This is a genomic window from Flexivirga sp. YIM B11880 (genome assembly GCF_058148645.1).
The window spans coordinates 727,879-749,369 of sequence record NZ_JBMAMH010000001.1 but is presented as its reverse complement, the minus strand read 5'-3'; the positions used below and the strand labels follow the sequence as shown (position 1 = coordinate 749,369).

General features: G+C 67.4%; 21 protein-coding genes. 7 read left to right on the top strand and 14 right to left on the bottom strand.

Going from position 1 to position 21,491, the window contains the following annotated elements:
• Window positions 1-11: 11 nt before the first annotated feature.
• From ACN8HC_RS03495 to ACN8HC_RS03470, 6 genes are all read right to left on the bottom strand, one after another.
• Complete coding sequence (locus ACN8HC_RS03495) at window positions 12-770, bottom strand: response regulator transcription factor (RefSeq protein ID WP_490073470.1); 759 nt, start codon at window positions 768-770, stop codon at window positions 12-14.
• 54 nt (window positions 771-824) lie between these two features.
• The gene (locus ACN8HC_RS03490) at window positions 825-1,238 is read right to left on the bottom strand and encodes a response regulator transcription factor (protein ID WP_490073469.1); all 414 of its coding nucleotides are present in this window, start codon (window positions 1,236-1,238) and stop codon (window positions 825-827) included.
• 24 nt (window positions 1,239-1,262) lie between these two features.
• On the bottom strand, window positions 1,263-2,153 hold the full coding sequence (locus tag ACN8HC_RS03485; protein WP_490073468.1) for a hypothetical protein: 891 nt from the start codon (window positions 2,151-2,153) through the stop codon (window positions 1,263-1,265).
• Between the two features lie 107 nt (window positions 2,154-2,260).
• Window positions 2,261-3,397: a glycoside hydrolase family 3 N-terminal domain-containing protein gene (locus ACN8HC_RS03480; RefSeq protein ID WP_490073467.1), complete on the bottom strand. Its 1,137-nt coding sequence runs from the start codon at window positions 3,395-3,397 to the stop codon at window positions 2,261-2,263.
• 102 nt (window positions 3,398-3,499) lie between these two features.
• On the bottom strand, window positions 3,500-4,183 hold the full coding sequence (locus ACN8HC_RS03475; RefSeq protein WP_490073466.1) for a response regulator: 684 nt from the start codon (window positions 4,181-4,183) through the stop codon (window positions 3,500-3,502).
• Window positions 4,180-5,736 carry a sensor histidine kinase gene (locus ACN8HC_RS03470; RefSeq protein ID WP_490073465.1) on the bottom strand — a complete coding sequence of 519 codons (1,557 nt, stop codon included), beginning with the start codon at window positions 5,734-5,736 and terminating at the stop codon, window positions 4,180-4,182. Before ACN8HC_RS03470 ends, ACN8HC_RS03475 begins: the two co-directional genes overlap by 4 nt.
• 175 nt (window positions 5,737-5,911) lie before the next feature.
• Here ACN8HC_RS03470 and ACN8HC_RS03465 point away from each other — a divergent pair, with 175 nt between their 5' ends.
• From ACN8HC_RS03465 to ACN8HC_RS03445, 5 genes are read left to right on the top strand one after another with little or no spacing between them, the layout of a single operon-like run.
• On the top strand, window positions 5,912-6,895 hold the full coding sequence (locus ACN8HC_RS03465; protein ID WP_490073464.1) for a Bug family tripartite tricarboxylate transporter substrate binding protein: 984 nt from the start codon (window positions 5,912-5,914) through the stop codon (window positions 6,893-6,895).
• Window positions 6,896-6,947: 52 nt separating this feature from the next.
• Window positions 6,948-7,700 carry an amino acid ABC transporter ATP-binding protein gene (locus ACN8HC_RS03460; RefSeq protein WP_490073463.1) on the top strand — a complete coding sequence of 251 codons (753 nt, stop codon included), beginning with the start codon at window positions 6,948-6,950 and terminating at the stop codon, window positions 7,698-7,700.
• A 52-nt stretch (window positions 7,701-7,752) separates the two neighbouring features.
• Window positions 7,753-8,682: a glutamate ABC transporter substrate-binding protein gene (locus tag ACN8HC_RS03455; RefSeq protein ID WP_490073462.1), complete on the top strand. Its 930-nt coding sequence runs from the start codon at window positions 7,753-7,755 to the stop codon at window positions 8,680-8,682.
• Window positions 8,683-8,714: 32 nt separating this feature from the next.
• Window positions 8,715-9,359, top strand: coding sequence for an amino acid ABC transporter permease (locus ACN8HC_RS03450; RefSeq protein WP_490073461.1), 645 nt, complete (start codon window positions 8,715-8,717; stop codon window positions 9,357-9,359).
• Window positions 9,356-10,213 (top strand): amino acid ABC transporter permease, encoded by an 858-nt coding sequence (locus ACN8HC_RS03445; protein WP_490073460.1) that lies wholly within the window; start codon window positions 9,356-9,358, stop codon window positions 10,211-10,213. Before ACN8HC_RS03450 ends, ACN8HC_RS03445 begins: the two co-directional genes overlap by 4 nt.
• Before the next feature lie 7 nt (window positions 10,214-10,220).
• Here the strand turns inward: ACN8HC_RS03445 and ACN8HC_RS03440 are convergent, their stop codons facing one another.
• From ACN8HC_RS03440 to ACN8HC_RS03420, 5 genes are read right to left on the bottom strand one after another with little or no spacing between them, the layout of a single operon-like run.
• Entirely contained in the window at window positions 10,221-11,597 is a 1,377-nt protein-coding gene (locus tag ACN8HC_RS03440) for an NAD(P)/FAD-dependent oxidoreductase (protein ID WP_490073459.1), read from the bottom strand.
• 10 nt (window positions 11,598-11,607) lie between these two features.
• The gene (locus ACN8HC_RS03435) at window positions 11,608-12,438 is read right to left on the bottom strand and encodes an ABC transporter permease (protein ID WP_490073690.1); all 831 of its coding nucleotides are present in this window, start codon (window positions 12,436-12,438) and stop codon (window positions 11,608-11,610) included.
• A gap of 2 nt (window positions 12,439-12,440) precedes the next feature.
• Entirely contained in the window at window positions 12,441-13,346 is a 906-nt protein-coding gene (locus ACN8HC_RS03430) for an ABC transporter permease (RefSeq protein ID WP_490073458.1), read from the bottom strand.
• Window positions 13,343-14,605, bottom strand: a complete 1,263-nt coding sequence (locus ACN8HC_RS03425) for a polyamine ABC transporter substrate-binding protein (RefSeq protein ID WP_490073457.1) — start codon at window positions 14,603-14,605, stop codon at window positions 13,343-13,345. The genes ACN8HC_RS03430 and ACN8HC_RS03425 overlap by 4 nt, the downstream gene beginning before the upstream one ends.
• Window positions 14,592-15,776 (bottom strand): ABC transporter ATP-binding protein, encoded by a 1,185-nt coding sequence (locus ACN8HC_RS03420; protein WP_490073456.1) that lies wholly within the window; start codon window positions 15,774-15,776, stop codon window positions 14,592-14,594. The genes ACN8HC_RS03425 and ACN8HC_RS03420 overlap by 14 nt, the downstream gene beginning before the upstream one ends.
• Before the next feature lie 195 nt (window positions 15,777-15,971).
• Here ACN8HC_RS03420 and ACN8HC_RS03415 point away from each other — a divergent pair, with 195 nt between their 5' ends.
• Entirely contained in the window at window positions 15,972-17,327 is a 1,356-nt protein-coding gene (locus ACN8HC_RS03415) for an NAD(P)/FAD-dependent oxidoreductase (RefSeq protein ID WP_490073455.1), read from the top strand.
• A gap of 54 nt (window positions 17,328-17,381) precedes the next feature.
• The gene (locus tag ACN8HC_RS03410; RefSeq protein ID WP_490073454.1) at window positions 17,382-18,176 is read left to right on the top strand and encodes a DUF1206 domain-containing protein; all 795 of its coding nucleotides are present in this window, start codon (window positions 17,382-17,384) and stop codon (window positions 18,174-18,176) included.
• A 12-nt stretch (window positions 18,177-18,188) separates the two neighbouring features.
• Here ACN8HC_RS03410 and ACN8HC_RS03405 read toward each other — a convergent pair whose 3' ends face one another.
• The 3 genes from ACN8HC_RS03405 to ACN8HC_RS03395 are packed head-to-tail and all read right to left on the bottom strand — an operon-like array spanning window position 18,189 to window position 21,387.
• On the bottom strand, window positions 18,189-19,292 hold the full coding sequence (locus tag ACN8HC_RS03405; protein ID WP_490073453.1) for an S-(hydroxymethyl)mycothiol dehydrogenase: 1,104 nt from the start codon (window positions 19,290-19,292) through the stop codon (window positions 18,189-18,191).
• Between the two features lie 50 nt (window positions 19,293-19,342).
• Window positions 19,343-20,230, bottom strand: a complete 888-nt coding sequence (locus ACN8HC_RS03400) for a bifunctional methylenetetrahydrofolate dehydrogenase/methenyltetrahydrofolate cyclohydrolase (protein ID WP_490073452.1) — start codon at window positions 20,228-20,230, stop codon at window positions 19,343-19,345.
• The gene (locus tag ACN8HC_RS03395; protein WP_490073451.1) at window positions 20,227-21,387 is read right to left on the bottom strand and encodes an aromatic ring-hydroxylating oxygenase subunit alpha; all 1,161 of its coding nucleotides are present in this window, start codon (window positions 21,385-21,387) and stop codon (window positions 20,227-20,229) included. Before ACN8HC_RS03395 ends, ACN8HC_RS03400 begins: the two co-directional genes overlap by 4 nt.
• Between the last annotated feature and the right edge of the window lie 104 nt (window positions 21,388-21,491).

Sequence of the window (21,491 nt, the reverse complement as noted above, 5' to 3'; positions counted from 1 at the left end):
CAGTCCCGCGGCTACGACGGTGTGACCAGCCGATACCCGACACCTCGCACGGCCTGGATCCACGGACCGGGTCGGCTCGCAGCGAGCTTCCGGCGCAGATTGGCGACATGGGTGTCCACGGTGTGCGTGTCGGCCATCCAGTCGGTCTTCCAGACCAGCCGCACCAACGTCTCGCGCTCCCAGACCCTGCGCGACCGACTCGCCAGCACCGCGAGCAGTTCGAACTCGATCCGGGTGAGCTGCACCTTCTCACCGGCGACACGCACCTCGCGCGCCTCCATGTCGACCGTCAGATCGCCGACGTGCAACGCCGGGATCATCATCGGATGACCGTCGGACGAGGCGCCGATCCGGCGGGGACGGCGGAACATTGCGGCGATCCGCGCCTGCAGCTCCCGCGGCGAGAACGGTTTGACGACATAGTCGTCGGCACCCACTTCAAGTCCGAGAAGCCGGTCGATCTCGTCGCCCCGGCCGCTCACGATCACGATGTAGGTGTCGGTGAAGGTGCGCAGCTCGCGGCATACCTCAGTGCCATGCAGGTCCGGCAGGCCGAGGTCGAGCAGCACCAAGTCGGGTGCCAGGTCCCGCGCCAACCGCAGCCCTTCGGCACCGCTGCCGGTCGAGGAGACGACGAACCCGGAGCTGCGCAGAAGCGACTCGATGAGACTGCGGGTGTCGGCGTCGTCCTCGATGACCAGCGCGGTGCGGGTGGTCGCCTGCGGTGCCGTCGTACTCAGCGTGGTCGCCTCCTTCGACAAGACCGTCACAAGGATAGGGAACTCACGCCGTCACAACGGCTTTCGACATTCGCAGGTTGCCGGTCAGCCGTCCAGGAGGGTGCGTGGTCGGCGCAGCATGGCGGCGATCCGAGCGCGCAACTCACTGATCGCGAACGGCTTCAACAGATAGTCGTCGGCACCGACGTCGAGCCCGGTCACCCGGTCGGCCTCAGCACCCCGAGCCGTGCACATCACGATGTAGGCGTTGGTCAGCGGCCGGATGGCTCGACAGACCGCGATCCCGTCGAGGTCCGGGAGTGACAGGTCGAGGGTGATCAGGTCGAAATGACCGTCCGGGACCAGGCCGACGGCGGCCCGTCCGGACCCGGTGGACTGCACCTCGAGTCCGGCTGACGTCAGCGCGATCGCGAGCAGTTCACGGATGTCCTGGTCGTCCTCCACCACGAGCGCCCGTCCTTGCAGGGACGCCGGTCCGGCGCTGTTCGTCTCAGGCATCGTCGCCACGGTAAGCCCTCCTCCTCACGAGGTGGCAGGCAGCGCACGCCATCCGTCGTAGTCCTCGACCGCCATACCGACGTATGACGAGGAGCCCGCCTCCGCCGCATCGACCGCGGCGAGCGCCGCATTCAGCGTGGCGGCCGAGGTGCCGGCGAAGGTGCAGGTCGGACAGTCGCTCAGGGGGTTCGTCTCGGCCGCGAGGCGCACCGGCACGCCCGCCGCGGCGCCACGGGCGATCATGTCCGAACCGATGTCGGTGATCGAGTTGGGCCCGGTCGCCACGTTGCGGTAGCTCATCACGGTGACCGCGTCGACCCGCGCCAGCACTCCGTCGGCGAGCGTCGTCGAGCCGGTCGCGATCGTGTTGTACCAGAAAGGAACGTCGGCCTCGAGGGGCATGCCGGATGCCGCGGCCGTCGACCGCATGCTGCTCAACGTCGACAGATATGACGTCACGAGCGAGGCCTGCGTGGACGGATTGCTCCAGCCGGAGAGGGCATAGGGCTCGATGTCGACGTGCACACCGGTGAACAGACGTGTGGCGATGGCTCCACGCTCCCAGGTGACCGCGGCCGACGGATTGGTGGTCCAGGTCGGGTCACCGCCGAGCGCATCCACCCGGATCCCGGCCGCCCTGGCCGCCGCGGAGAGCTGCTGCAGGCGGGGCAGATCCGAGGAGTTCGCGACGTTCCACGGCACCGCGACGAACAACTGCGACACGCCGTGACTCTGCGCGAAGGACACCACATCGGTCGGGCTCGCCTTGGACCACACCCACATCGCCCGGCTGGGAGTCGTTGCCGCGGAAGCGGATCCGGCATACATCACGCTGCCGGCACCGATGGCGCACCATGCGGCCAGCAGCGCGATGACGAGCCGGAAACGGCTACGGAACAAGGTGAAACGAGACATGCGGCAGCTCCTGATGCAGTAGGTCTTGGGGACTGCATCCAGTCAACGGCTGCTGTTTCAAGTCCCGTCCGACCGAAGCTCAAGAAATGATCAAGATCTGCGGGCCGTCAGCCCAGGCTGTCCCGCAGCCGCCGGACGCGGGTCAGCGCGATCTTGAAGTGGCCCGGGTTCAGCCGTCCGGTCTGCAGGGCAGCTGTCACCGCGCTCACGGCCGCCTGGCCCTGACCGACGTCGCGACCCGAGCAGAGCAGCAGGTCCATGCCGGCGTCCGCCGCGAGGACGGAACGCTGACCGGTGTCGCCGAACGGGTCGAGCGCGCCGGCCTCCAGCGCGTCGGTGATCGTCACACCGCGGAACTGCTGCCGCCGGCGCAACTCGCCCTCGACGAAGATCTTCGACAGACCGGCCGGGTAGGTCGGGTCGATCGCCGGGTACGTCGCCCACGACGTCATCACCAGGTCGACCCCCGCCGCGATGACAGGAGCGAACGCGAGCTCGTCGACCGATCGGATCTCGTCCGCGGACTGGGTCAGCGTGACGACCCCGAGGTCGGTGTTCTGGGCCCGGGTCGCCGCCCCGAGCCCGGGATAGTGCTTCGCCGTGGCTGCGACACCGGTCGCCTGCTGGGCCCGGACGAATGCCGCGCCCAGCTCGCCGCACACGACCGGGTCGGAGCTGTAGGAGCGCTCCCACTGGTCGTCGAAGTTGCCCTCCTCGCGGTAGACGTCCTCGACCGGTGCGAGGTTGAGATTCATGCCGACCGCCTTGAGTGCCGCGCCCGCACCGGACCCGGCCTTCGTCGCCTCCGCCAGCGGATCGGCGGACGCGCCGATCTGCTTCTCCGAGAGCACCGGCTCCTGACCCCGGAGCCGGCGGATGTAGCCGCCCTCCTGGTCGGTCATGAGCAACAGCGGCGACGAACTCGTCGGGCTCTGCGCGTGTGCGGCCTTCAATTCACTCACCACGTCGGCGATGTGCGACAGGCTCGGGATGTTCTCCCCGAAGAAGATCAGCCCGCCGACCAGGCCGTCCCTGATCAGCTGAAACATCTCGTCGGACGGGTCGGGCCCCGGGTACGAGAAGATCACCCGCTGCCCGACCTGCTGCTCCGGCGACAGTTCGACGAACCACGGCGGGTCGGCGTGGGCGCCGGGCGTCGCCGCGACGCCGAGTGCGAGGCTGCCGCCGATCACCCCTCCCGCGCGAAGCACAGTGCGACGGCTGATCGGAAATTGCTGACCCATCTCGTGGACCTCCTCGTCACCGGGCTCCAGGGGGTGAGCCCGGACGTAAACAAGTATCGTCCTGACAGACACCCTGCGGGGCCTTTTACGGCAACCGAAGATTCAGCCCTCGGACCGCAACCGGTAATACCGAGTCGGACGGCCGGCCTTGCCGTACTCCAGCCGGACACTCACGATCCCGTTCTTCACGAAGTACTCCAGGTAACGCCGCACGCTCACGCGCGAGACGCCGGTCTTCTCCGAACACGCTGCGGCCGACAGTTCCGAATCGGCGGTGAGCGCCTCGCGCACCAGAGCGGCCGTCTCGGCGCTGATTCCCTTGGGGAGAGGACGCCCGTCGTGCTCGGGTCGGCCGTGCCGTGCACGGAACAGCCGATCAACGTCTTCCTGGGATGCCACAGTCATGGCGTTGACCGAATCGTGCTGCGTCCTGAAGTCGCGCAATGCCTGCGCGAGATCCTCGTAATCGAACGGCTTGATCAGGTAGCGGAGCGCGCCGCCCGCCATCGCGGTCCGCACCGCTGCAGCGTCCCGAGCGGCGGTGATGACGATGACCCCTGTGGTCACTCGATGTGCCCGCCAGTCACGGAGCACGTCGAGGCCGGTGCGATCCGGCAGGTAGATGTCGAGCAGCGCGAGATCCGGGGTGGACTCGCGCAGCGCTCGATCGGCCTCCTGACCCGAGTGTGCGACTGCAACCACGGAGAAGCCGTCGGTGCGGTTGACGAACTCACAGTGGATGTCGGCGATGTTGGGATCATCATCCACGACGAGGACACGGATCATGAGACTCCGTCCGAACAGGGCAGTTTGGCGCAGAAGGACGCTCCGTGCGGTATCCGTTTCTCCACCGAGACACTCCCACCCCGCTGCGTACAGATCATCCGCACGAGCACCAGACCGACGCCGCGCCCCGCGACACCGGCGGGCTTGGTGGTGAATCCACGATTGAAGATCTGCTCCATCAGACCGTCGGGTATGCCGGGGCCACTGTCGACAACGGTCACCGACACGTCCCCGCGGTGCTGGGTCAACCTGACCGACACGACCCCCTCCGGCGTCCCGGACGTGGCATCGATCGCGTTGTCGATGAGATTGCCGACCACGGTGATCACGTCGGCGGTCAACGAGGGTTCCAGGGCTCCCAACCGGCTCTCGGGATCGAGGGTCAGCGTCACCCTCGACTCACGAGCGAAACTCGCCTTGGCAACGAACAACGCAGCGACTGCAGGATCACCGATGCGCGTGGCGACTTCGTCGACGATCTCTGCGCTGCGTCTCGACAGGGCGCCGATGAACTTGTGCACTTGGTCGTACTTCTTCAACTGCACGAGCCCGGAAATCGTGTGCAGGTGATTGGAGAACTCGTGCGTCTGCGCACGCATCGTCTCGGTGATGCTGCGATTCATCGCGAGCTGGCTCTGCAGCTCGGCGAGCTCGGTGCGGTCGCGCAGCGTGGTGACCGTTCCGACGTGGCTGCCGCGACTGATGACACTGCGTTGGTTGAGCACCAGGATGCGGGCGTCGTTGCTGGCGACAACGTCACCTTCCCCGGCACCTTGCAGCAGGGTCTCGCGAATGTGCGTATCGATGGGCAGTGTCGAAATGCGCTGTCCGGACACGGACTCCGGCAAGCCGAGTAGTTCCAGAGCGCTCTGGTTGATGACGGTGACTCGTCCGGCGGTGTCGACTCCGACGACTCCTTCGCGGATGCTGAACAGCAGCGCCTCGCGGTAGTCGGCGAGTTCGGTGATCTCGTGAGGTTCCAAACCGCGCGTCCCTCGACGTACCAAGCGAGACAGGACCCACGAACCGATGATGCCCAGCGCCGCCCCTATCCCGAGGAAGAGCGCCAAATTGGGCACCGCCGCAGCGAGTTCCGACCCGAGCGGCGGGTACTCCTGCGCGACGACGATGATGCCCGCCACGTCTCCGGACGAGGTGAGGACGGGGACGTCGGCAGCAACGAACTTCCGGCCGTGGTCCGTGGCGTCGCCTGCCCACGAGCGGCCGGTCAGCGCGGACCGCGACACGAGCCCCGATCGGGTTCCCACCGTCGTCGGGTCCGAGGACGCGACGACCTTTCCGTGCGGGTCAACGATCTCGACGGTGGATGCATTGGACAGGTCACGTGTGCGCTCCATGCCCGGTGCGAGAGTGAATGCCGCCTGAGGCCGGCCGATCTCACTGACCACCTGCGGTGACGAAGCGAAGCTCTCCGCGCTCGACAGCATCCGCTGCCCCTGCGCGTTGTGGAAGTCGGAGCGCGACTGCGCGATGGACACGAACGTGACGGCAAGCAGGACCGCCGTGATCACCACGATCTGCAGGCCGAACACCCTGCCGGACAATGACATACGGCGACGCCGACCCGGCTGCCGCCGGCGCCCCGGGTTGCGAGACCACAAAGACCGTAACCTTCTTTGGTTGACAAATAGTGACACCGGTCACGGCGTCGATCAGGATCCTCCGTGGAAGCAGAGTAATCCCGGCCGACATCACGAGGAGGTCCAGATGCGTCGATCACACGGGGCGAGTGTCCTCGTCCTGGCGTGCGCACTGACCGCGGGATGTTCGGCCTTCTCAGGCCACGGGACGATTCATCCGGCCAGCCTGATGATTCCCAACGCACAGGGCGGCGGGTATGACACGACGGGCCGCACACTCGCCAGCGTCATGGAACGCGATGGCATCGTCGGCCACCTGAACGTCTTCAACGTCACCGGTTCGAACGAGACGGTCGCGATGGCCCGGCTGATGAAGGAAGCCGGCGACGACAACCTGATGATGGTGATGGGTCTGGGCATGGTCGGCTCCTGTAATGCCTCAGGCGCCACCTGCCGACCGTCCGACGCGACGCCGATCGCCGAGCTCACCGAGCAGCCGGCCATCGTGGTGGTCCCCGCGGATTCGCCATACCGCTCCATCGGTGAACTGGTCACCGCATGGCGCCAGCATCCCTACCGGTTCGCGGTCGGCGGTGGTTCGAGCGAAGGCGGGCCGTACTACGTGTTCGCCCAAGAACTCGCGCATCAGGTCGGAATCGCTTCCGGTGCGCAATACACGGGGTATTCCGGCAACGGCGAGCTCCTGCCGGCGCTGCTGGATCACCGCGTGACGTTCGGGGTCGCCGGACTGGCCGAGTACCGCGGGCAGATCCACGCCGGACAACTGCGCGTGCTTGCCGTGTCCTCGCCCCGTCCGGACCCATCGGGAGAAGCCCCCACGCTGCAACAGGCCGGCATCGACCTCACGTTCATGAATTGGCACGGCGTCCTTGCGCCGCCGGGCATCTCACCCGCTGCACGAAACCACTGGGTCGAACTGCTGCGCCGGGTTCACCAGTCCGCCTTGTGGAAGAAGGCTCTGACCGTCAACGGCTGGACCGATGCCTTCAAGCCCGGAGACGCATTCACCAGATTCCTCACCGAACAGGAACGGATCAACGCCCGGATCACTCGCCGGCTACCCAAACCCTCAGTGAGTTCGGCCGCGTAACGACGACCGCGCACACCACGCTCCTGCACCTCACCACCAACGGAGATACCCCATGCCCGAAAAGACCGACCCCGCTACACCAGTCGTCGAACTGCGTGACGTCTGCAAGCGCTTCGGCCAGGTGGAGGCGTTGCGCAACGTCAACCTCACCGTCGGTCAGGGCGAGGTCGTCGTCGTGCTCGGGCCGTCCGGCTCAGGCAAGTCGACAATGTGCCGCACGGTGAACCGGATGGAGGTCATCGACAGCGGAACGATCCTCGTCGGCGGCCATGTGCAACCGGCCGAAGGCAAAGCGCTGTACCGCTTCCGGACCGAGGTCGGGATGGTCTTCCAGTCGTTCAACCTCTTCGCGCACCGCACGGCCCTGGACAACGTGACCATCGCGCCCCGCAAGATCCTCGGCAAGAACAAGGACGAGGCCCGCGACCGCGCCCACGAGCTGCTCGACATGGTCGGGATCCGGTCGAAGGCGAACTCACTGCCGTCCCAACTCTCCGGAGGCCAAGCTCAGCGCGTGGCGATCGCCCGCGCCCTCGCGATGGACCCCAAGGTCATTCTCTTCGACGAACCGACGTCGGCACTCGACCCGGAAGCGACACAGGACGTCCTCGGTGTCATGCGGACCCTCGCGAAGCAGGGCACGACGATGCTCGTGGTGACGCACGAGATGTCGTTCGCCCGCAGCGTGGCCGACCGCATCGTCTTCATGGCGGACGGCGAAATCTTGGAGAACTCCGAGCCGGATGAATTCTTCAGCGCGCCGAGATCGGTGCGAGCGGCCGAATTCCTGTCGAAAGTCCACTGAATCACCTTTCCCAACATACGTATTGAACCCACAAATCCAGGAGGAACGATCCATGTCCCGCTCGAAGAAACTCGCCACCGTCACGCTTGCCATCGCCACCGCGGCAGGCCTCGCCGCCTGTGGGGCCTCCGGTTCCTCCGGGCTGGGCAACGCGAGCGGCGGAGGCGGCGGGGTCACCGACACGTCGTCGGTGAAGCCGACCGCCTTTACAGCGGGCACTCCGATGGCCGCCATCCAGAAGCGCGGCAAGCTGATCGTCGGCGTGAAGGACGACTTTCCGCTCTTCGGCATGAAGAATCCGGTCAGCGGCAAGTTGGAGGGGATGGACATTCAGCTCGCCGGGCTGCTCGCCAAGGCGATCACCGGCAGCGCTGCCAACGTCCAGTACGTGACGGTGACCAGCGGAAACCGCGAAGCGTTCCTGCAGCAGCACAAGGTGGACGTCGTGATCGCAACCTACCCACCGAACCCGGAGCGCCAGAAGGCCGTCGACTTCGCCGGTCCCTACCTGATGAGCCCCGTCTCGACGATGGTCCGGAAGGGCTACACCGGCATCAAGTCCCAGACGGATCTGAACGGCAAGCCGATCTGTGTGACCACCGGCTCCGGCGCGGAGACCAAGGTGCCGAAGGTCGCGCCGAAGGCCAAACTCCTCTCGCTCGGCTCGATCACCGAGTGCATGCAGTCGCTCGAACAGAGTCGGGTCGACGGGGTGGTCACGACGAACTCCATCCTGCTCGGCCTGATGAGCCAGAACCCCGGAAAGTTCGAGATCGCCAAGGGTGCCGACCTGCGCATCGACGGCAAGACCGTGACGGACAACGACTCCATCGGCCTGCCGAAGGGCGAGAAGGCCTTCCACGATTACCTGGACAGTTTCCTCAAGCAGATCGAGGCCGACGGCAGCTGGAAGAAGATCTACGACAGCACCGTCGGCACCGTTGCGAAGGATTCGCCGAAGCCACCGGCAATCCTGTACTGAGAACGCAGCAGAGGAACGGACAGGCGCTTGCCATGCATTATCTGACCTCGCACCTTGCGGATTTCCGCCATGGCTTGTGGCTCACGATCGAATTGATCTTCGCCGGCTGGATCGGCGCGACGGTGCTCGGTGCGCTGATCGCCACCATGCGGATCAGTCCGATCCGCACGGCACGATTCATCGCGGCGGGATTCGTCCTCGTCTTCCGCAACATTCCGCTACCGGTGCAGATGGTGGCGTTCGCCTTCGGCTTCCCACTCATCGGGATCAAGTTCTCGTTGTTCATCTCGGCGCTGGCGGTGCTCATGGTCTATACCGCGCCGTTCATCGCCGAAATGCTCCGGTCCGGAGTCAACAACGTGAGCGCCGGCGAGTTGGAGGCCAGCCGGGCACTCGGCTTCTCACCCATCGGGACCACCCGCTATCTGTTGCTGCCGCAGGCGTTCACGTCAACGGTGGTCCCGATGGGCAATCTGCTGATCATGACGTTCAAGAACACCTCGGTGGCAGCCGTCGTCGGCGTCGGCGAACTCACCTTCACGGCGAACAAGGTGGCGATCGCCGAGGTGCAACCGTTCATCGTCCTGGGCGCTGCCGCCCTCACGTATGTGGTGATCGGGTTGCTGCTGCGGCGTGGAGTGACCCTGACCAACAAGAAGGTGGCGTTCGCACGATGAGTGGTCCGCAGTTGTTCGACGAGCCAGGACCGGTCGCCCTGCGACGTCATCGCATCCTGGAGGGGGTGGCCGTCCTGATCGTGGCCGCCGCCGTGGTGGGCCTGGTGACGAAGCTGTCGTCGGAGGGCTTCTTCGCCGCTCGGTCCTGGGCACCGCTCCGCCAGTCGGGCGTCTGGCGGTTGATCGGAACGGGCCTCTGGCACAACATCTCAGCTGCACTCGTGGCGATGGTGTTGTCGACGGGAGTGGGCGTCGTCCTCTCCTTCGGGCTGACCGCGCAGACGGGAGCGATCCGCATCGCATGCGGATCACTGACCGCCGTCTTCAACAGCATCCCGGTCCTGTTGTTGCTGTTCTTCACCTCCTTGACCCTTCCGGCGTGGGGCCTGGACCTGCCCGACTTCTGGTTCCTGGTCATCGCGCTGACCGCGTACAGCGGTGCGTCGATCGGCGACCTCGTCGCCTCCGGCGTACAGGCACTTCCCCGGGGCCAGTCCGAGGCCGCGGCGGCGGTCGGCTTCTCCCCGGGCCGCACCATGGTGACCTTCCTGCTGCCGCAGGCGTTCCGACGGATGCTGCCCGCCCTGGTCAGCCAACTCGTCATCATCTTCAAGGGAACTGCGCTCGCGTACGTGCTCGGTGGATACCTCGAGCTGTTGCACACCACGACCGTCATCGGTGCCTATTACAGCCAGTCCTCGCTGCAGGCACTGGTGATCGGGGCCGTGCTGTTCATGCTGGTGAACATCGCGCTGCAATCGGTCTCGGATGCCATCGCCCACTGGGAACGCCGGCGCCACGGTGAGCGCGCGGTGGCCGCGTCGGAGGAAGCGCTGTCCTCGGCGATGGTGTGATCGCGGGTCAGGAGTCGAAACCCAGGCCCAGCCGGTCGAGCGTGCGCAGCCACAGGTTGCGGCGGCCCGCATGTGCGTCGGCATGGGCCAGCGACCGGCGCGTTGCCTCGATCCCGAGGAACGCCAATGGCTCCGGCGGGAACGGCAGCGGCCGGGTGCGCACCAGCGGCGTGCGGGTGCGCTCGGTGTCGGCGCCGTCCAGCAGGTCGAGCATCACCTGCGCACCGAAGCGCGAGGCGCCCACGCCCAGGCCGGTGTAACCGAGCGCGTAGGCCACGCGCTGGTCGTGTGCCGCCCCGAAGAACGCGCAGAACCGGGTGCACGTGTCGATCGCCCCGCCCCAGCGGTGGCTGAAGCCGATGCCGGCCAGCTGCGGGAACGTCGCGTCGAAGTGCTCGGCGAGCGTGCGGTATGTCGCGGGCCGGTCGTCATACTCCGGCCTCACCCGGCGCCCGAAGTGATAGACCGCGTCATACCCGCCCCAGAGGATCCGGTTGTCCGCGGTCAGCCGGTAGTAGTGGAACTGGTTGCCGCTGTCCCCGAAACCCTGCCGATGCTCCCAGCCGATGGCCGCCAGTTGCTCCCCGGTGAGCGGCTCGGTGACCAGCACGTGGTCATAGACGGGCACGCAGAACAGCCGCAGCCGGCGCAGCAACGACGGAAAGACGTTAGTGGCCAAGGCGACTCGTTCCGCACGCACAGTCCCGCGGTCGGTACGCAACTCGATCGCGCGATCGTGCTTGCGCAGCTCGCGAACCGCAGTCCCCTCCACGATCCGCACCCCGAGCCGCTCGGCGACATCGGCGAGACCCCACGCGAGCCGGGCCGGATCGAGCATCGCGACGCCCTGCTTGTCCCACACGCCGCCGAGGAAGCTGGGTGAGTCCAGCTCCGCCCGCACCGCCGCCCGGTCCAGATAGACCCCGTCGGAAGCCGTTGCAGCGTCGGCGAGTTGGTAGGGCTCGGTCGCGACGTCCACCTCACCGGTGCGTTCGAAGTGACAGTCGATGCCGTAGCGCGCGACCGCCTCCTCGATCTGGTCGAGGTTCGACCGCCCCAACCGGTCCAGCTCGGCCTGCGCCGTCTCGCCGAACCGGCTGACACCGTTGTCGTAGCCGTGCGTCAGGCTCGCGGCGCAGAACCCACCGTTGCGGCCGGTCGCTGCCCACGCCAGCCGGCCGCCCTCGAGCAGCACCACGTCCCGGTCGGGGTCGGCCTCCTTGGCCAGCACGGCGGTCCACAGCCCGCTGAATCCGCCTCCCACCACGGCGAGTTCGCACGAGGTGTCCCCGTCGAGCGGGGGTCGCGCGGCCGGGCGGTCAGGGGTGTCCAGCCAGAACGGTGCGCGGCGCGCCGCTCCGATGCGCGCGTCGATCGTCGTCATACGCGCCCGGTCAGTCCTTCTTGCGGCGCCCGGCCAGGACGCTGTATGCCGCGAGGATCAGCCCGAACAGGAAGATCAACGTGCCCATCACGTTGACCTGGGCCGGGATCCCGAGCCGGGAGGCACCGTAGACCCACAGCGGGAAGGTCACGGTCTGCCCGGCGTTGAAGCTGGTCGTCACGAAGTCGTCGATCGACAGCGCGAAGGACAACAGCGCACCGGCCAGGATGCCGGGCATGATCATCGGCAGGGTGACCTTGCGGAACGCCACGGCCGGCGTGGCGCCCAGGTCGAGCGCCGCCTCCTTGAGCGAACCGTCCAGCCCCGCCACCCGTGCCTGCACGGTGACCGCGACGAAGGGGATGCAGAACATGATGTGCGCCAGCAGGATCGTCACGTACCCGCGCGGGATGTTCAGCGTCAGGAAGAGCGAGAGCAGCGAGGTGCCGAGCACCAGTTCCGGCGTGGCGATCTGGGCGAAAACCACCAGCGACAGCGGCCCCTTGCCGCGGAACCGATAGCGCCCGAGCGCCATCCCGAGCGCGCCGCCGATCGACACCGACACGATGGTGGCGATGACCGCGATGGTGATCGAGTTGATCAGCGCATTGGTCAGTCCGTCGATCGCGAAGAGCTGCTTGTACCACTTGAGCGTGAAGCCCTGGAAGGTGATGTTGTAGCGGCCCTTGGTGTCGTTGAAGCCGAACAGGATCATCACGAAGATGGGCAGGCACAGGTAGAGCAGGACCGCCCAGGTGTAGACGGGCAGGATGTAGTGGGTCCACTTGTGTTTCGGCTTGCGCCGCACAGCACCCGGTGTGGCCGCAGCAGGCTTGGTCATCGTCACAGCGCCGCCGCCTCCATCACGTCCTTGGTGCCGAGCGCCCGCGCATAGGCGAAGATGCCGATCAACAACGCACCCATCAGGGTGAACGACAGCGCCGACGCGGCGGCATAGTCGTTATTGGTGAGATAGAGCGTGTAGATGACGTTGCCGATCATCGTCGTCCTGGCGCCACCCAGCAGTTGCGCATTGACGAAGTCGGAGGCCACCGGCACGAACGTCATCAGCACGCCGGCGAAGATGCCCGGCACCGTCAGTGGGAACACGACCCGCAGGAGCGCCTGCAGCTTGCTGGCATACAGGTCGTTCGCGGCCTCCATCAATCGCGGATCCAGCCGTTCGATCGAGACGTAGAGCGGCAACACCATGAACGGCAGATAGTTGTAGGTGAGCCCGCAGATCACCGCGACCGGGGTGGCCAGCAGGTGAAAGTCGGAACCGACCAGGTGCAGGTCCTTCAAGGTCCCGAGCACGAATCCGTTGTCGGCCAGGATGAACTGCCACTGCAGAGTCCGGATCACGAAGGACACGAAGAACGGCAGCAGGATGATCAGCAGATAGGTCGACTTGTGCCGGCCGCCGCGCATCGCGATCCAGTAGGCCATCGGATAGGCCAGCGCAATGGTGAGCAGCGTCACGATGACCGCATAGATGATCGACCGGATGAACTGGTCGTGATAGAGGCTGATCGTGTGCCAATAGGTGGAAACGTGGAACGTCTGGGTGAAGCCGTGGATGAAGTCGCCGGTCATCAGCGACAGCGACAGCAGATAGATCATCGGTATGACGAAGAAGATCGCCAGCCACAGTCCGCCCGGCAGCGCCAGCCAGTATGCCGTGAGCCGCCCGAGGCGCGCCCGCAGCGGGCTGAACCGGACGTCGTCGGTGCTCATTGCGTCGCTCACGACTCGTACACCGGCTCGAAGATCTGGTTCCATACCGGCACCTCCTCCGGCGTCAAGGTGGCATAGCGGTAGAGCTTGGACTCCATCGCCGCGGTCGGGAAGACGAGGGGACTGTCGGCGATCTCCAGCAGCGACTCCCGGTCGGCCTTTGCCGTCGCCGCCTTCGCGTCGGCCAGGATGTATTTCTTGGCCGACGGCACCGGCGTGAAGTAGTTGACGTATTCGGCGATCATCGCGGCGATCTGCGGCTGGTAGACGAAGTTGATCAGCTCCATGGCCGCGACCGGATTGCTGGAATAGCGAGGAATGCACAGGTTGTCGGTCCATACGACCGCACCCTGCTCGGGGACCACGAATTTGAGGTCCAGTCCGGGAGTGGAGGCGTTGGCCTGGAAGATGTCACCGGACCACGCCATGGTGATCCACAGGTCACCCTTGGACAGTGGCGAAATGTAGTCCTGCTGGTAATAGGCCCGGACGAAACCCTCGTCCCGCTGCTGGGTGAGCTTCTTGGCGGCCCGCCGCCAGTCCGCCTCGGTGGATTTGGCCGGATCCACGCCGATGCCGACGAGTGCGAAGTTGGGCAGGTCCTGATTGTCGGCGAACATGCCGACCTTGCCCTTGAACGCCGGGTCGAAGAGATCGTCGAAACTGGTGATCGGCCGCTTGACGTACTTCGGGTTGTACGCGATGCCGGTCATGCCGGACTGCCAGGGCACCGTGTATTTGTTGCCCGGATCGTAGGTCGGGTCCTTGGACGTCTTGTCGGCGTACTTGAAGAAATTCGGCATGCGCGCGTGGTCCAAGGGGATCAGGTAATTCAGTTCGCGCATCTGGGTCAGGTAGATGCCGTTGGTGAGCACCATCAGGTCGTAGCCGGTGGGCTGGTGGGAGGCCAGCACCGGCCGGATGGTGCCGACGAAGGAGTCCATGTCCTGGATGACTTCCTCGTACTTGACCTTGATGCCCGTCCGCTTGGTGAATTCGACCAGCGAGGGGTGGACCGTCTTGCCGCCGGACTTGCCCACGTCGATGTAGAGCGGCCAGTTGGCCCATTCCAGGTACTTGCTCGGCTGCTTGCCGTCCCAGTAGTCGCCGGGTATGGCGCTCGCCCGCGCTCCCGGCACCGAACAGCCCGCGAGGAGACCGCCACCGGCCAGCAACGCCGCCGCCTGCAGCAGGTCGCGGCGGCTGAAGCGCCGCTGGGTGCGGCCGCGCAGGTCCGCCGACCGGTCCGGAGTCGGCTCAACCGGCATCATCGAGCGCACCTCCGTCGGCCGCCGGCGCACCGACCAGGTGCAGCGAGTGCTGCGGCCGCCAGCTGAGCCACACCGTGTCGCCGCGGCGGGCGGTCGCGTCGGCGGTCGAGCCGTTCTGCTCCAGCACGGTGATCGTCTCGCCGCCGTTGAGGCGCACCTCGTAGGTGTTGGACGTGCCGAGGTAGACCATCTCGGTGACGGTGCCCTGCACGCTGCACCGCCGGTCGCCGGCCGGCGGCTCCGCGTGCGACAGGACGATCTTCTCGGGCCGGACGCTGACCGTGATCCGCTCACCGACGGACGCGCTGTCGGTCGGCACCAGCACCCGGCCGTCGGCGCCGGCGTCGATGAGGGCGACGCCGCCGTCATACGCCGTGACGGTGCCCTCCATGATGTTCGAGGTGCCGAGGAACCCCGCGACGAAGCGGGTTCTCGGTCGTTCGTAGAGCTCCTGCGGCGTGCCGACCTGCTCGATCAGGCCGGCGTTCATCACCACGATCCGGTCGCTCATCGTCAGCGCCTCGCCCTGGTCGTGCGTGACGAAGACGAAGGTGATGCCGACCTCGCGCTGGATGCGTTTCAGCTCCACCTGCATGGCCTGCCGCAGTTTGAGGTCGAGTGCCGCGAGCGGCTCGTCGAGCAGCAGGGCGCTGGGCCGGTTGACCAGCGCGCGAGCGAGGGCGACCCGCTGTTGCTGACCGCCGGACAGCTGCTGCGGGCGCCGGTTGCCGCGCTCACCGAGGCCGACGATCTCGAGCATCTCGGCGACCCGGGCGCGTACCTCCGCCTTGTCGATCCGCTTGCGCTCCAGACCGAACGCGACGTTCTCCGCGACCGTCATGTGCGGAAAGAGCGCATAGCTCTGGAAGACCGTGTTCACGTCCCGCTTGTACGGCGGCACGCCGACCATGTTGCGGCCGTGCAGCAGGATCTCCCCGGCGGTCGGCTCCTCGAAGCCCGCGATCATCCGCAGCGTCGTGGTCTTGCCGCACCCGGACGGCCCGAGCAGGCTGAAGAACTCGCCCTCGCCGATCGAGAGGTCGAGGTGTTGCACGGCCCGGAAGGTCTCGTTCTTCGAGAAGAACGTCTTCTCGACACCACGCAGATCGATCGCTGCGGTGTCGACCTCCGACGCAGTCTCGTGTTGCTGCTCATCGGCCTGACTGGTCATCCGTCGGCTCCCATCACGTCATGGGGGGGGTTGGGCACAGGGGTTGTGTGGGCAGTCACACTAGCCTGCGACAACGGTTCTCGTGAAGAGATGCGGCAAAAATTGCTGATGTATGTCTCAGATGCCGGTTTTCACTTCGGATTTCGTTGCAAATCGGCTTGTCAGCCACGGGTGCCCTCCGGGAGGATCACCGGTATGACGGCCCGACCTCTCTGGTGGCAGGACACCCCGCCGACCCACCGTCCCTCGCTGACCGACGACACCACCGTCGACGTGTGCATCGTCGGCGCCGGCTTCACCGGCCTCTGGTCGGCCTACTATCTGCTGCGGACTGATCCGTCGCTGTCCGTGCTGGTGGTCGAGGCCGAGCACGCCGGCTTCGGCGCGAGCGGCCGCAACGGCGGCTGGGTGTCCGCGCTCTATCCGACGTCGCCCGAGGTGCTCGCCGTCGCGCACGGTGCGGCCGCGGCGCGTGACCAGTACGCCGCGCTCCGCGAGAGCGTCGCCGAGGTCGGCCGGGTGGTCGAGGCGGAAGGGATCGACTGCGGGTTCCGCCAGGGCGGCACGGTCGTGGTCGCGCGCAGCCGCGCACAGCTCGTCCGTGCCGAGGAGGAGGTCGCCCACTCGGACCAGTGGGGGCTCGGAACGGTCCTGCTCGACCGCGAGGAGGCGACCGAACGGCTTTCTGCGACAGGCACGTCGGGCGCCACCTACAACCCGCACTGCGCACGGGTGCAGCCGCGCCGCCTGGTGGACGGTCTCGCCGCCGCCGTGGAGCGGCTGGGCGGCCGGATCGTCGAGCACACGGCGGTGGCCTCGATCGAGAGCGGTATGGCGCGCACGGTGGCCGGTCCGGTCATCCACGCCCCCAACGTCATTCGGGCGACGGAGGCCTGGGCCTCGCACCTGCCGGGCTCGAGTCGCGCTGTCGCACCGGTCTATTCGCTGATCGTGGCGACGGAGCCGCTGAACGCCGACCAATGGGCGCAGATCGGGCTCGCGGATGCCGAGACGTTCAGCGAGCACCGGCACGTCATCGTCTACGGACAACGCAGCGTCGACGACCGGCTGGTCTTCGGCGGGCGCGGGGCGCCATACCACTTCCGGTCGGGGATCCGGCCGGAGTTCGACGAGGACCCCAAGGTCTTCGCAACGCTGAAATCCTCGCTGCGGCAGATGTTCCCGGTGCTCGACGGGGTTCGGTTCACCCACGCGTGGGGCGGCGCGCTCGGCATACCGCGCGACTGGCAACCGAGCGTGGGGTTCGACCCGGCATCCGGGCTCGGCTGGGCCGGCGGCTACGTCGGCGACGGCGTCGCCCTGACGAACCTCGCCGGCCGCACCATTGCCGAGCTGGTCACCGGGCAACGCACCACGATCTCCGCACTTCCCTGGGTGCAGCACCGCTCCAAGCAGTGGGAGCCGGAGCCGTTCCGCTGGCTCGGGATCAACGCCGGCCTGCAGGTGGCGGCGTGGGCCGACCGCGAGGAACGGCTGACCGGCCGGCCGGCGAAACTCGGAAAAGCGCTGTCGCTCCTCACCGGCCACTGACCGAGCGCAACAAGGGTGTGCCGCGCCCCGCGGCGGGGTACGTTTGCCCCCATCGTGAGCATTGACGAGGCACGGGACGGCGCCCGGCAGATCAGGCACAGCACCGCGCTCGACGTCGGAGCTCGGGCCGGATTCGCCGCGAGCGGAGTGCTCCACCTGTTGATCGGTTACCTGGCGGTGCGCGTCGCCTTCGGCAAGGCGAGCAAGGAAACCGACCAGTCCGGCGCGTTGGCGACGCTCGCGCAGCACCCGGCCGGCAAGGCGCTGCTCATCGTGTTCGTCATCGGCTTCGTCGCCCTCGCCCTGTGGCAGCTGTCCCTGGCGGTCCTCGGGGAGGGCCGTCAGGACGGCATCGTCGACCGCTTCAAGTGCGTGGCGCTGGCCGTCGTCTACCTGGTGATGGCGTGGACGGCGTTCTCGTTCGCCCGGAACAAGGGCAAGTCGAGCGCGCACCGGTCCACCGACCTGAGCGCCACGGTGATGAAGCACCCCGGCGGCCGCTGGCTGATCGCGATCGTCGGCCTGGTGATCCTCGCGATCGGCATCTACCACGCCTACAAGGGCGTGCGGGAGCGCTTCCTGAAGGACCTGCGCGAGGACCCGGGCCGGCCGGTCACCTGGATCGGCCGGATCGGGTATGTCGCCAAGGGCGTCGCGCTCGGCATCGTCGGCGTCCTGTTCGTGATCGCCGCTGTGCAGCACCGGTCCTCCGACGCCAGCGGCCTGGACGGTGCACTGCTGACCCTCCGGCACGCGGTCGGCGGGCAGGTGCTGCTCACCCTGATGGGCCTCGGCATCGCGACCTTCGGTGTCTACATGCTGCTGCGAGTGCGCTACGCCCGCGTCTGACGCCGCGCCCGCTCAGTCCGCCGTCGCCTCGTCGAGGATGACGACCGAACGCAGCACGTCCCCCGAGTGCATCTTGTCGAACGCCGCTTCCACGTCGCCGATGCCGATCCGCTCGGTGACGAACCGGTCCAGGTCGAACCGGCCCTGGCGGTAGAGGTCGACGAGCATCGGGAAGTCGCGCGACGGGAGGCAGTCGCCATACCAGCTGGACTTGAGCGCGCCGCCCCGGCCGAACAGCTCGATCAACGGCAGCTCCACCGTCGCGACCGGGTCGGGCACGCCGACCAACACGACGGTGCCGGCCAGATCCCGCGCGTAGAACGCCTGCCGGTAGGTCTCCGGCCGGCCGACGGCGTCGACGACGACGTCCGCGCCGTGTCCTCCGGTCAGCCGGCGGATCTCCTCGACCGGGTCGGTCGACCGGGAGTTGATCGTGTGCGTGGCGCCGAACTCCCGCGCCGTGTCCAGCTTCCGGTCGTCCACGTCGACCGCGATGATCGTCGTGGCGCCGGCGACGACCGCCCCGGCGATCGCCGCGTCGCCGACTCCGCCACAGCCGATCACGGCGATGCTGTCACCGCGCCCGACGCCACCGGTGTTGACGGCCGCCCCGAAGCCGGCCATCACCCCGCAGCCGAGCAGGCCGACCGCGGCCGCCGATGCGTCCCGGTCGACCTTGGTGCACTGGCCGGCGGCGACCAGCGTCTTCTCGGCGAAGGCACCGATGCCGAGCGCCGGGCTCAGCTCCGTGCCGTCGGTGAGCGTCATCTTCTGCGCGGCGTTGTGCGTGGCGAAGCAGTACCACGGCTTGCCCTTCGCACAGGCGCGGCACTGACCGCAGACCGCCCGCCAGTTGAGGATGACGAAGTCGCCGGGGGCTACGTCGGTGACTCCCTCGCCGACGGTCGCCACCGTGCCGGCTGCCTCGTGGCCGAGCAGGAACGGGAACTCGTCGTTGATCCCGCCCTCTCGGTAGTGCAGGTCGGTGTGGCAGACCCCGCAGGCCTCGACCCGGACGATGACCTCACCAGGTCCCGGGTCCGGGACGACGATGTCCACCAGCTCGACCGGCGCACCCTTGGCGCGAGCGATGACACCCTTGACGGTTGACGGCATACGACGAACTCCTTTGTGAGTGAATGAAATACAAGTCCGGACGAGCGCGGTCAGGACGCTGCCGCGCCGCTCGACTCGGCGATCTCCACGACGTTGGACAGCAGCATCGCCCGGGTCATCGGGCCGACGCCGCCGGTCGTGGGCGTGAGCCGCCCGGCCACCGACGCCACATCCGGGTGGACGTCACCGAGCACGCCTTCGACCGTCCGGGTCAGTCCCACCGACAGGACGGTCGCGCCCGGCCGGATCCAGTCCGGCCGGACCAGGTGCGCGACGCCGGCGGCGGCCACCACGATGTCCGCGCTCACTGTGTGCGCCGGCAGATCGGCGGTCGCCTCGTTGCACGAGTAGACCGTGGCGTTGACCGCCGGGCTGGTCAGCATCATCGCCAGCGGCCGGCCGACGGTCAGCCCGCAGCCGACGATGCAGACACGCGCACCCTCCAGCACGACCCCGTCCCGGCGCAACAGCTCCACGATGCCGCGCGGGGTGCACGGCTGCGGCGCCGGCATCCCCAGCACCAGCTTGCCGAGGTTGCTCGGGTGCAGGCCGTCCGCGTCCTTGGCCGGGTCGACCAGCGAGAGAGCGCGGTGCATGTCCAGGTGGTCCGGCAGCGGCAGCTGGACGATGAACCCGGTGCACGCCGGATCGTCGTTGAGCCCCTGGATCGCGTCCTCGAGCTCGTCCTGGGTGGCCGTCGCCGGCAGCTCGACCCGCAACGAGGCGATGCCGAGCTGCCGGCAGTCGCGGTGCTTGGCCGCGACGTAGCTGTGACTGGCCGGGTCGTCACCGACCAGGATGGTGCCCAGCCCGGGACGGACGTCCTGGATGTGCAGCAGGGCCACCCGCTCGGCGAGGTCCTGCTTGATCTGGGCGGCGACCGCCTGGCCGTCGATCCGGACGGCGCGGACCGGCGGCTCGGCGAGCTCCAGGGTCACTGCGGGTCGCCGACCTTGTCGAGCACCCAGTCGTGGAAGGCGCGGATGTGGTGCTCGCTCGGCACCAGCACGCCGCCCTCGGCATACTGGCGCGACGACATCGCCGGCTGGCAGCGCTCACACGCCTCGAAGTCCTGCTGGTTGACCCGGTGGAAGAGCTCCACGGAGGCGTCGGTGTCGACGCCCGACTCGACCACGCCCGGCATGAACAGCCAGTCGCACTCCACGATCGTGTGGTCGGCGGACAGGGGGTACATCCGGTGGAAGATCACGTGGTCGGGCACCAGGTTGACGAAGACCTGCGGCCGGATGGTGATCGCGTAGTAGCGACGGTCCTGGTCCTCCCCGATACCGGCGATCCGCTCCACGCCGCTGGACCCGTCGACGGTGAAACCCTGGACGTCCGAACCGAACTCGGCGCCGTGACCCACGAAGTACTGGGCGGCATACCCGTCCGCGAACTCCGGCAGCACCTCGGTGAGCTCCGGGTGGATGGTCGCGCAGTGGTAGCACTCCAGGAAGTTCTCGATGATGAGCTTCCAGTTGGCGCGCACGTCGTAGGTGATACGCCGGCCGAGTTGCAGGTTCTCCAGGCCGTAGTGCTCGATCGACTCCAGGTCGCCGAGCCGGTCGATCACCTCTTGCATGGCGGTCTCCTCGAACGACGGCGGTTCGTCGGCCAGGCAGACCCAGACGTACCCGAGCCACTCGCGCACCGCGATCCGGCGCAGGCCGTACTCGACCCGGTCGATGTCGGGCATCTTGGTCAGGTTGGGCGCGGCGATCAGCTTGCCGTCGAGGTCGTAGGTCCACGCGTGGTAGGGGCACTGGAAGGCCCGCTTCACCTCGCCGGAGTCCTCGGTGCACAGCTTCGCACCGCGGTGCCGGCAGATGTTGAAGAACGCCTTGGCCTCGCCCTTGCGGTTGCGGGTCAGCAGCACGCTCTCCCGGCCGATCTGCACGGTCCGGAAGGAGCCGGGGCCGGTGAGGTCGGCCCCGCGTGCCGCGCAGAACCACAGCTGCTCGAAGATGCGCTCCTGCTCGGTGGCGAAGAACTCGGGGTCGACATAGGTGCTGCCGGGCAGCGTCCGCAGCAGGCTCCCCTGCGTGCCGTCGGTGAGGTCCGGGGTCGATCCGGGCTGGGTCGTCGTGGTCACGTCGCTCCTAGGTGAGTTGGGTCGACGAACTGTCGTCGACGGGAAATGGCTGGATGCTTCGTCGGAGGCGCTCATGCCGTTGCCCTCCTTCGTCGGGCTGCGGC

Bases quoted from the DNA above. Each gene is read 5' to 3' on its own strand.
- ACN8HC_RS03415 (WP_490073455.1), top strand. From the start codon at position 15,972: ATGACGGCCCGACCTCTCTGGTGGCAGGACACCCCGCCGACCCACCGT.
- ACN8HC_RS03450 (WP_490073461.1), top strand. From the start codon at position 8,715: ATGCATTATCTGACCTCGCACCTTGCGGATTTCCGCCATGGCTTGTGG.
- ACN8HC_RS03440 (WP_490073459.1), bottom strand. From the start codon at position 11,597: ATGACGACGATCGACGCGCGCATCGGAGCGGCGCGCCGCGCACCGTTC.
- ACN8HC_RS03435 (WP_490073690.1), bottom strand. From the start codon at position 12,438: ATGACCAAGCCTGCTGCGGCCACACCGGGTGCTGTGCGGCGCAAGCCG.
- ACN8HC_RS03445 (WP_490073460.1), top strand. From the start codon at position 9,356: ATGAGTGGTCCGCAGTTGTTCGACGAGCCAGGACCGGTCGCCCTGCGA.
- ACN8HC_RS03480 (WP_490073467.1), bottom strand. From the start codon at position 3,397: ATGGGTCAGCAATTTCCGATCAGCCGTCGCACTGTGCTTCGCGCGGGA.
- ACN8HC_RS03460 (WP_490073463.1), top strand. From the start codon at position 6,948: ATGCCCGAAAAGACCGACCCCGCTACACCAGTCGTCGAACTGCGTGAC.
- ACN8HC_RS03485 (WP_490073468.1), bottom strand. From the start codon at position 2,153: ATGTCTCGTTTCACCTTGTTCCGTAGCCGTTTCCGGCTCGTCATCGCG.
- ACN8HC_RS03490 (WP_490073469.1), bottom strand. From the start codon at position 1,238: ATGCCTGAGACGAACAGCGCCGGACCGGCGTCCCTGCAAGGACGGGCG.
- ACN8HC_RS03455 (WP_490073462.1), top strand. From the start codon at position 7,753: ATGTCCCGCTCGAAGAAACTCGCCACCGTCACGCTTGCCATCGCCACC.
- ACN8HC_RS03475 (WP_490073466.1), bottom strand. From the start codon at position 4,183: ATGATCCGTGTCCTCGTCGTGGATGATGATCCCAACATCGCCGACATC.
- ACN8HC_RS03425 (WP_490073457.1), bottom strand. From the start codon at position 14,605: ATGATGCCGGTTGAGCCGACTCCGGACCGGTCGGCGGACCTGCGCGGC.
- ACN8HC_RS03420 (WP_490073456.1), bottom strand. From the start codon at position 15,776: ATGACCAGTCAGGCCGATGAGCAGCAACACGAGACTGCGTCGGAGGTC.
- ACN8HC_RS03465 (WP_490073464.1), top strand. From the start codon at position 5,912: ATGCGTCGATCACACGGGGCGAGTGTCCTCGTCCTGGCGTGCGCACTG.
- ACN8HC_RS03405 (WP_490073453.1), bottom strand. From the start codon at position 19,292: ATGCCGTCAACCGTCAAGGGTGTCATCGCTCGCGCCAAGGGTGCGCCG.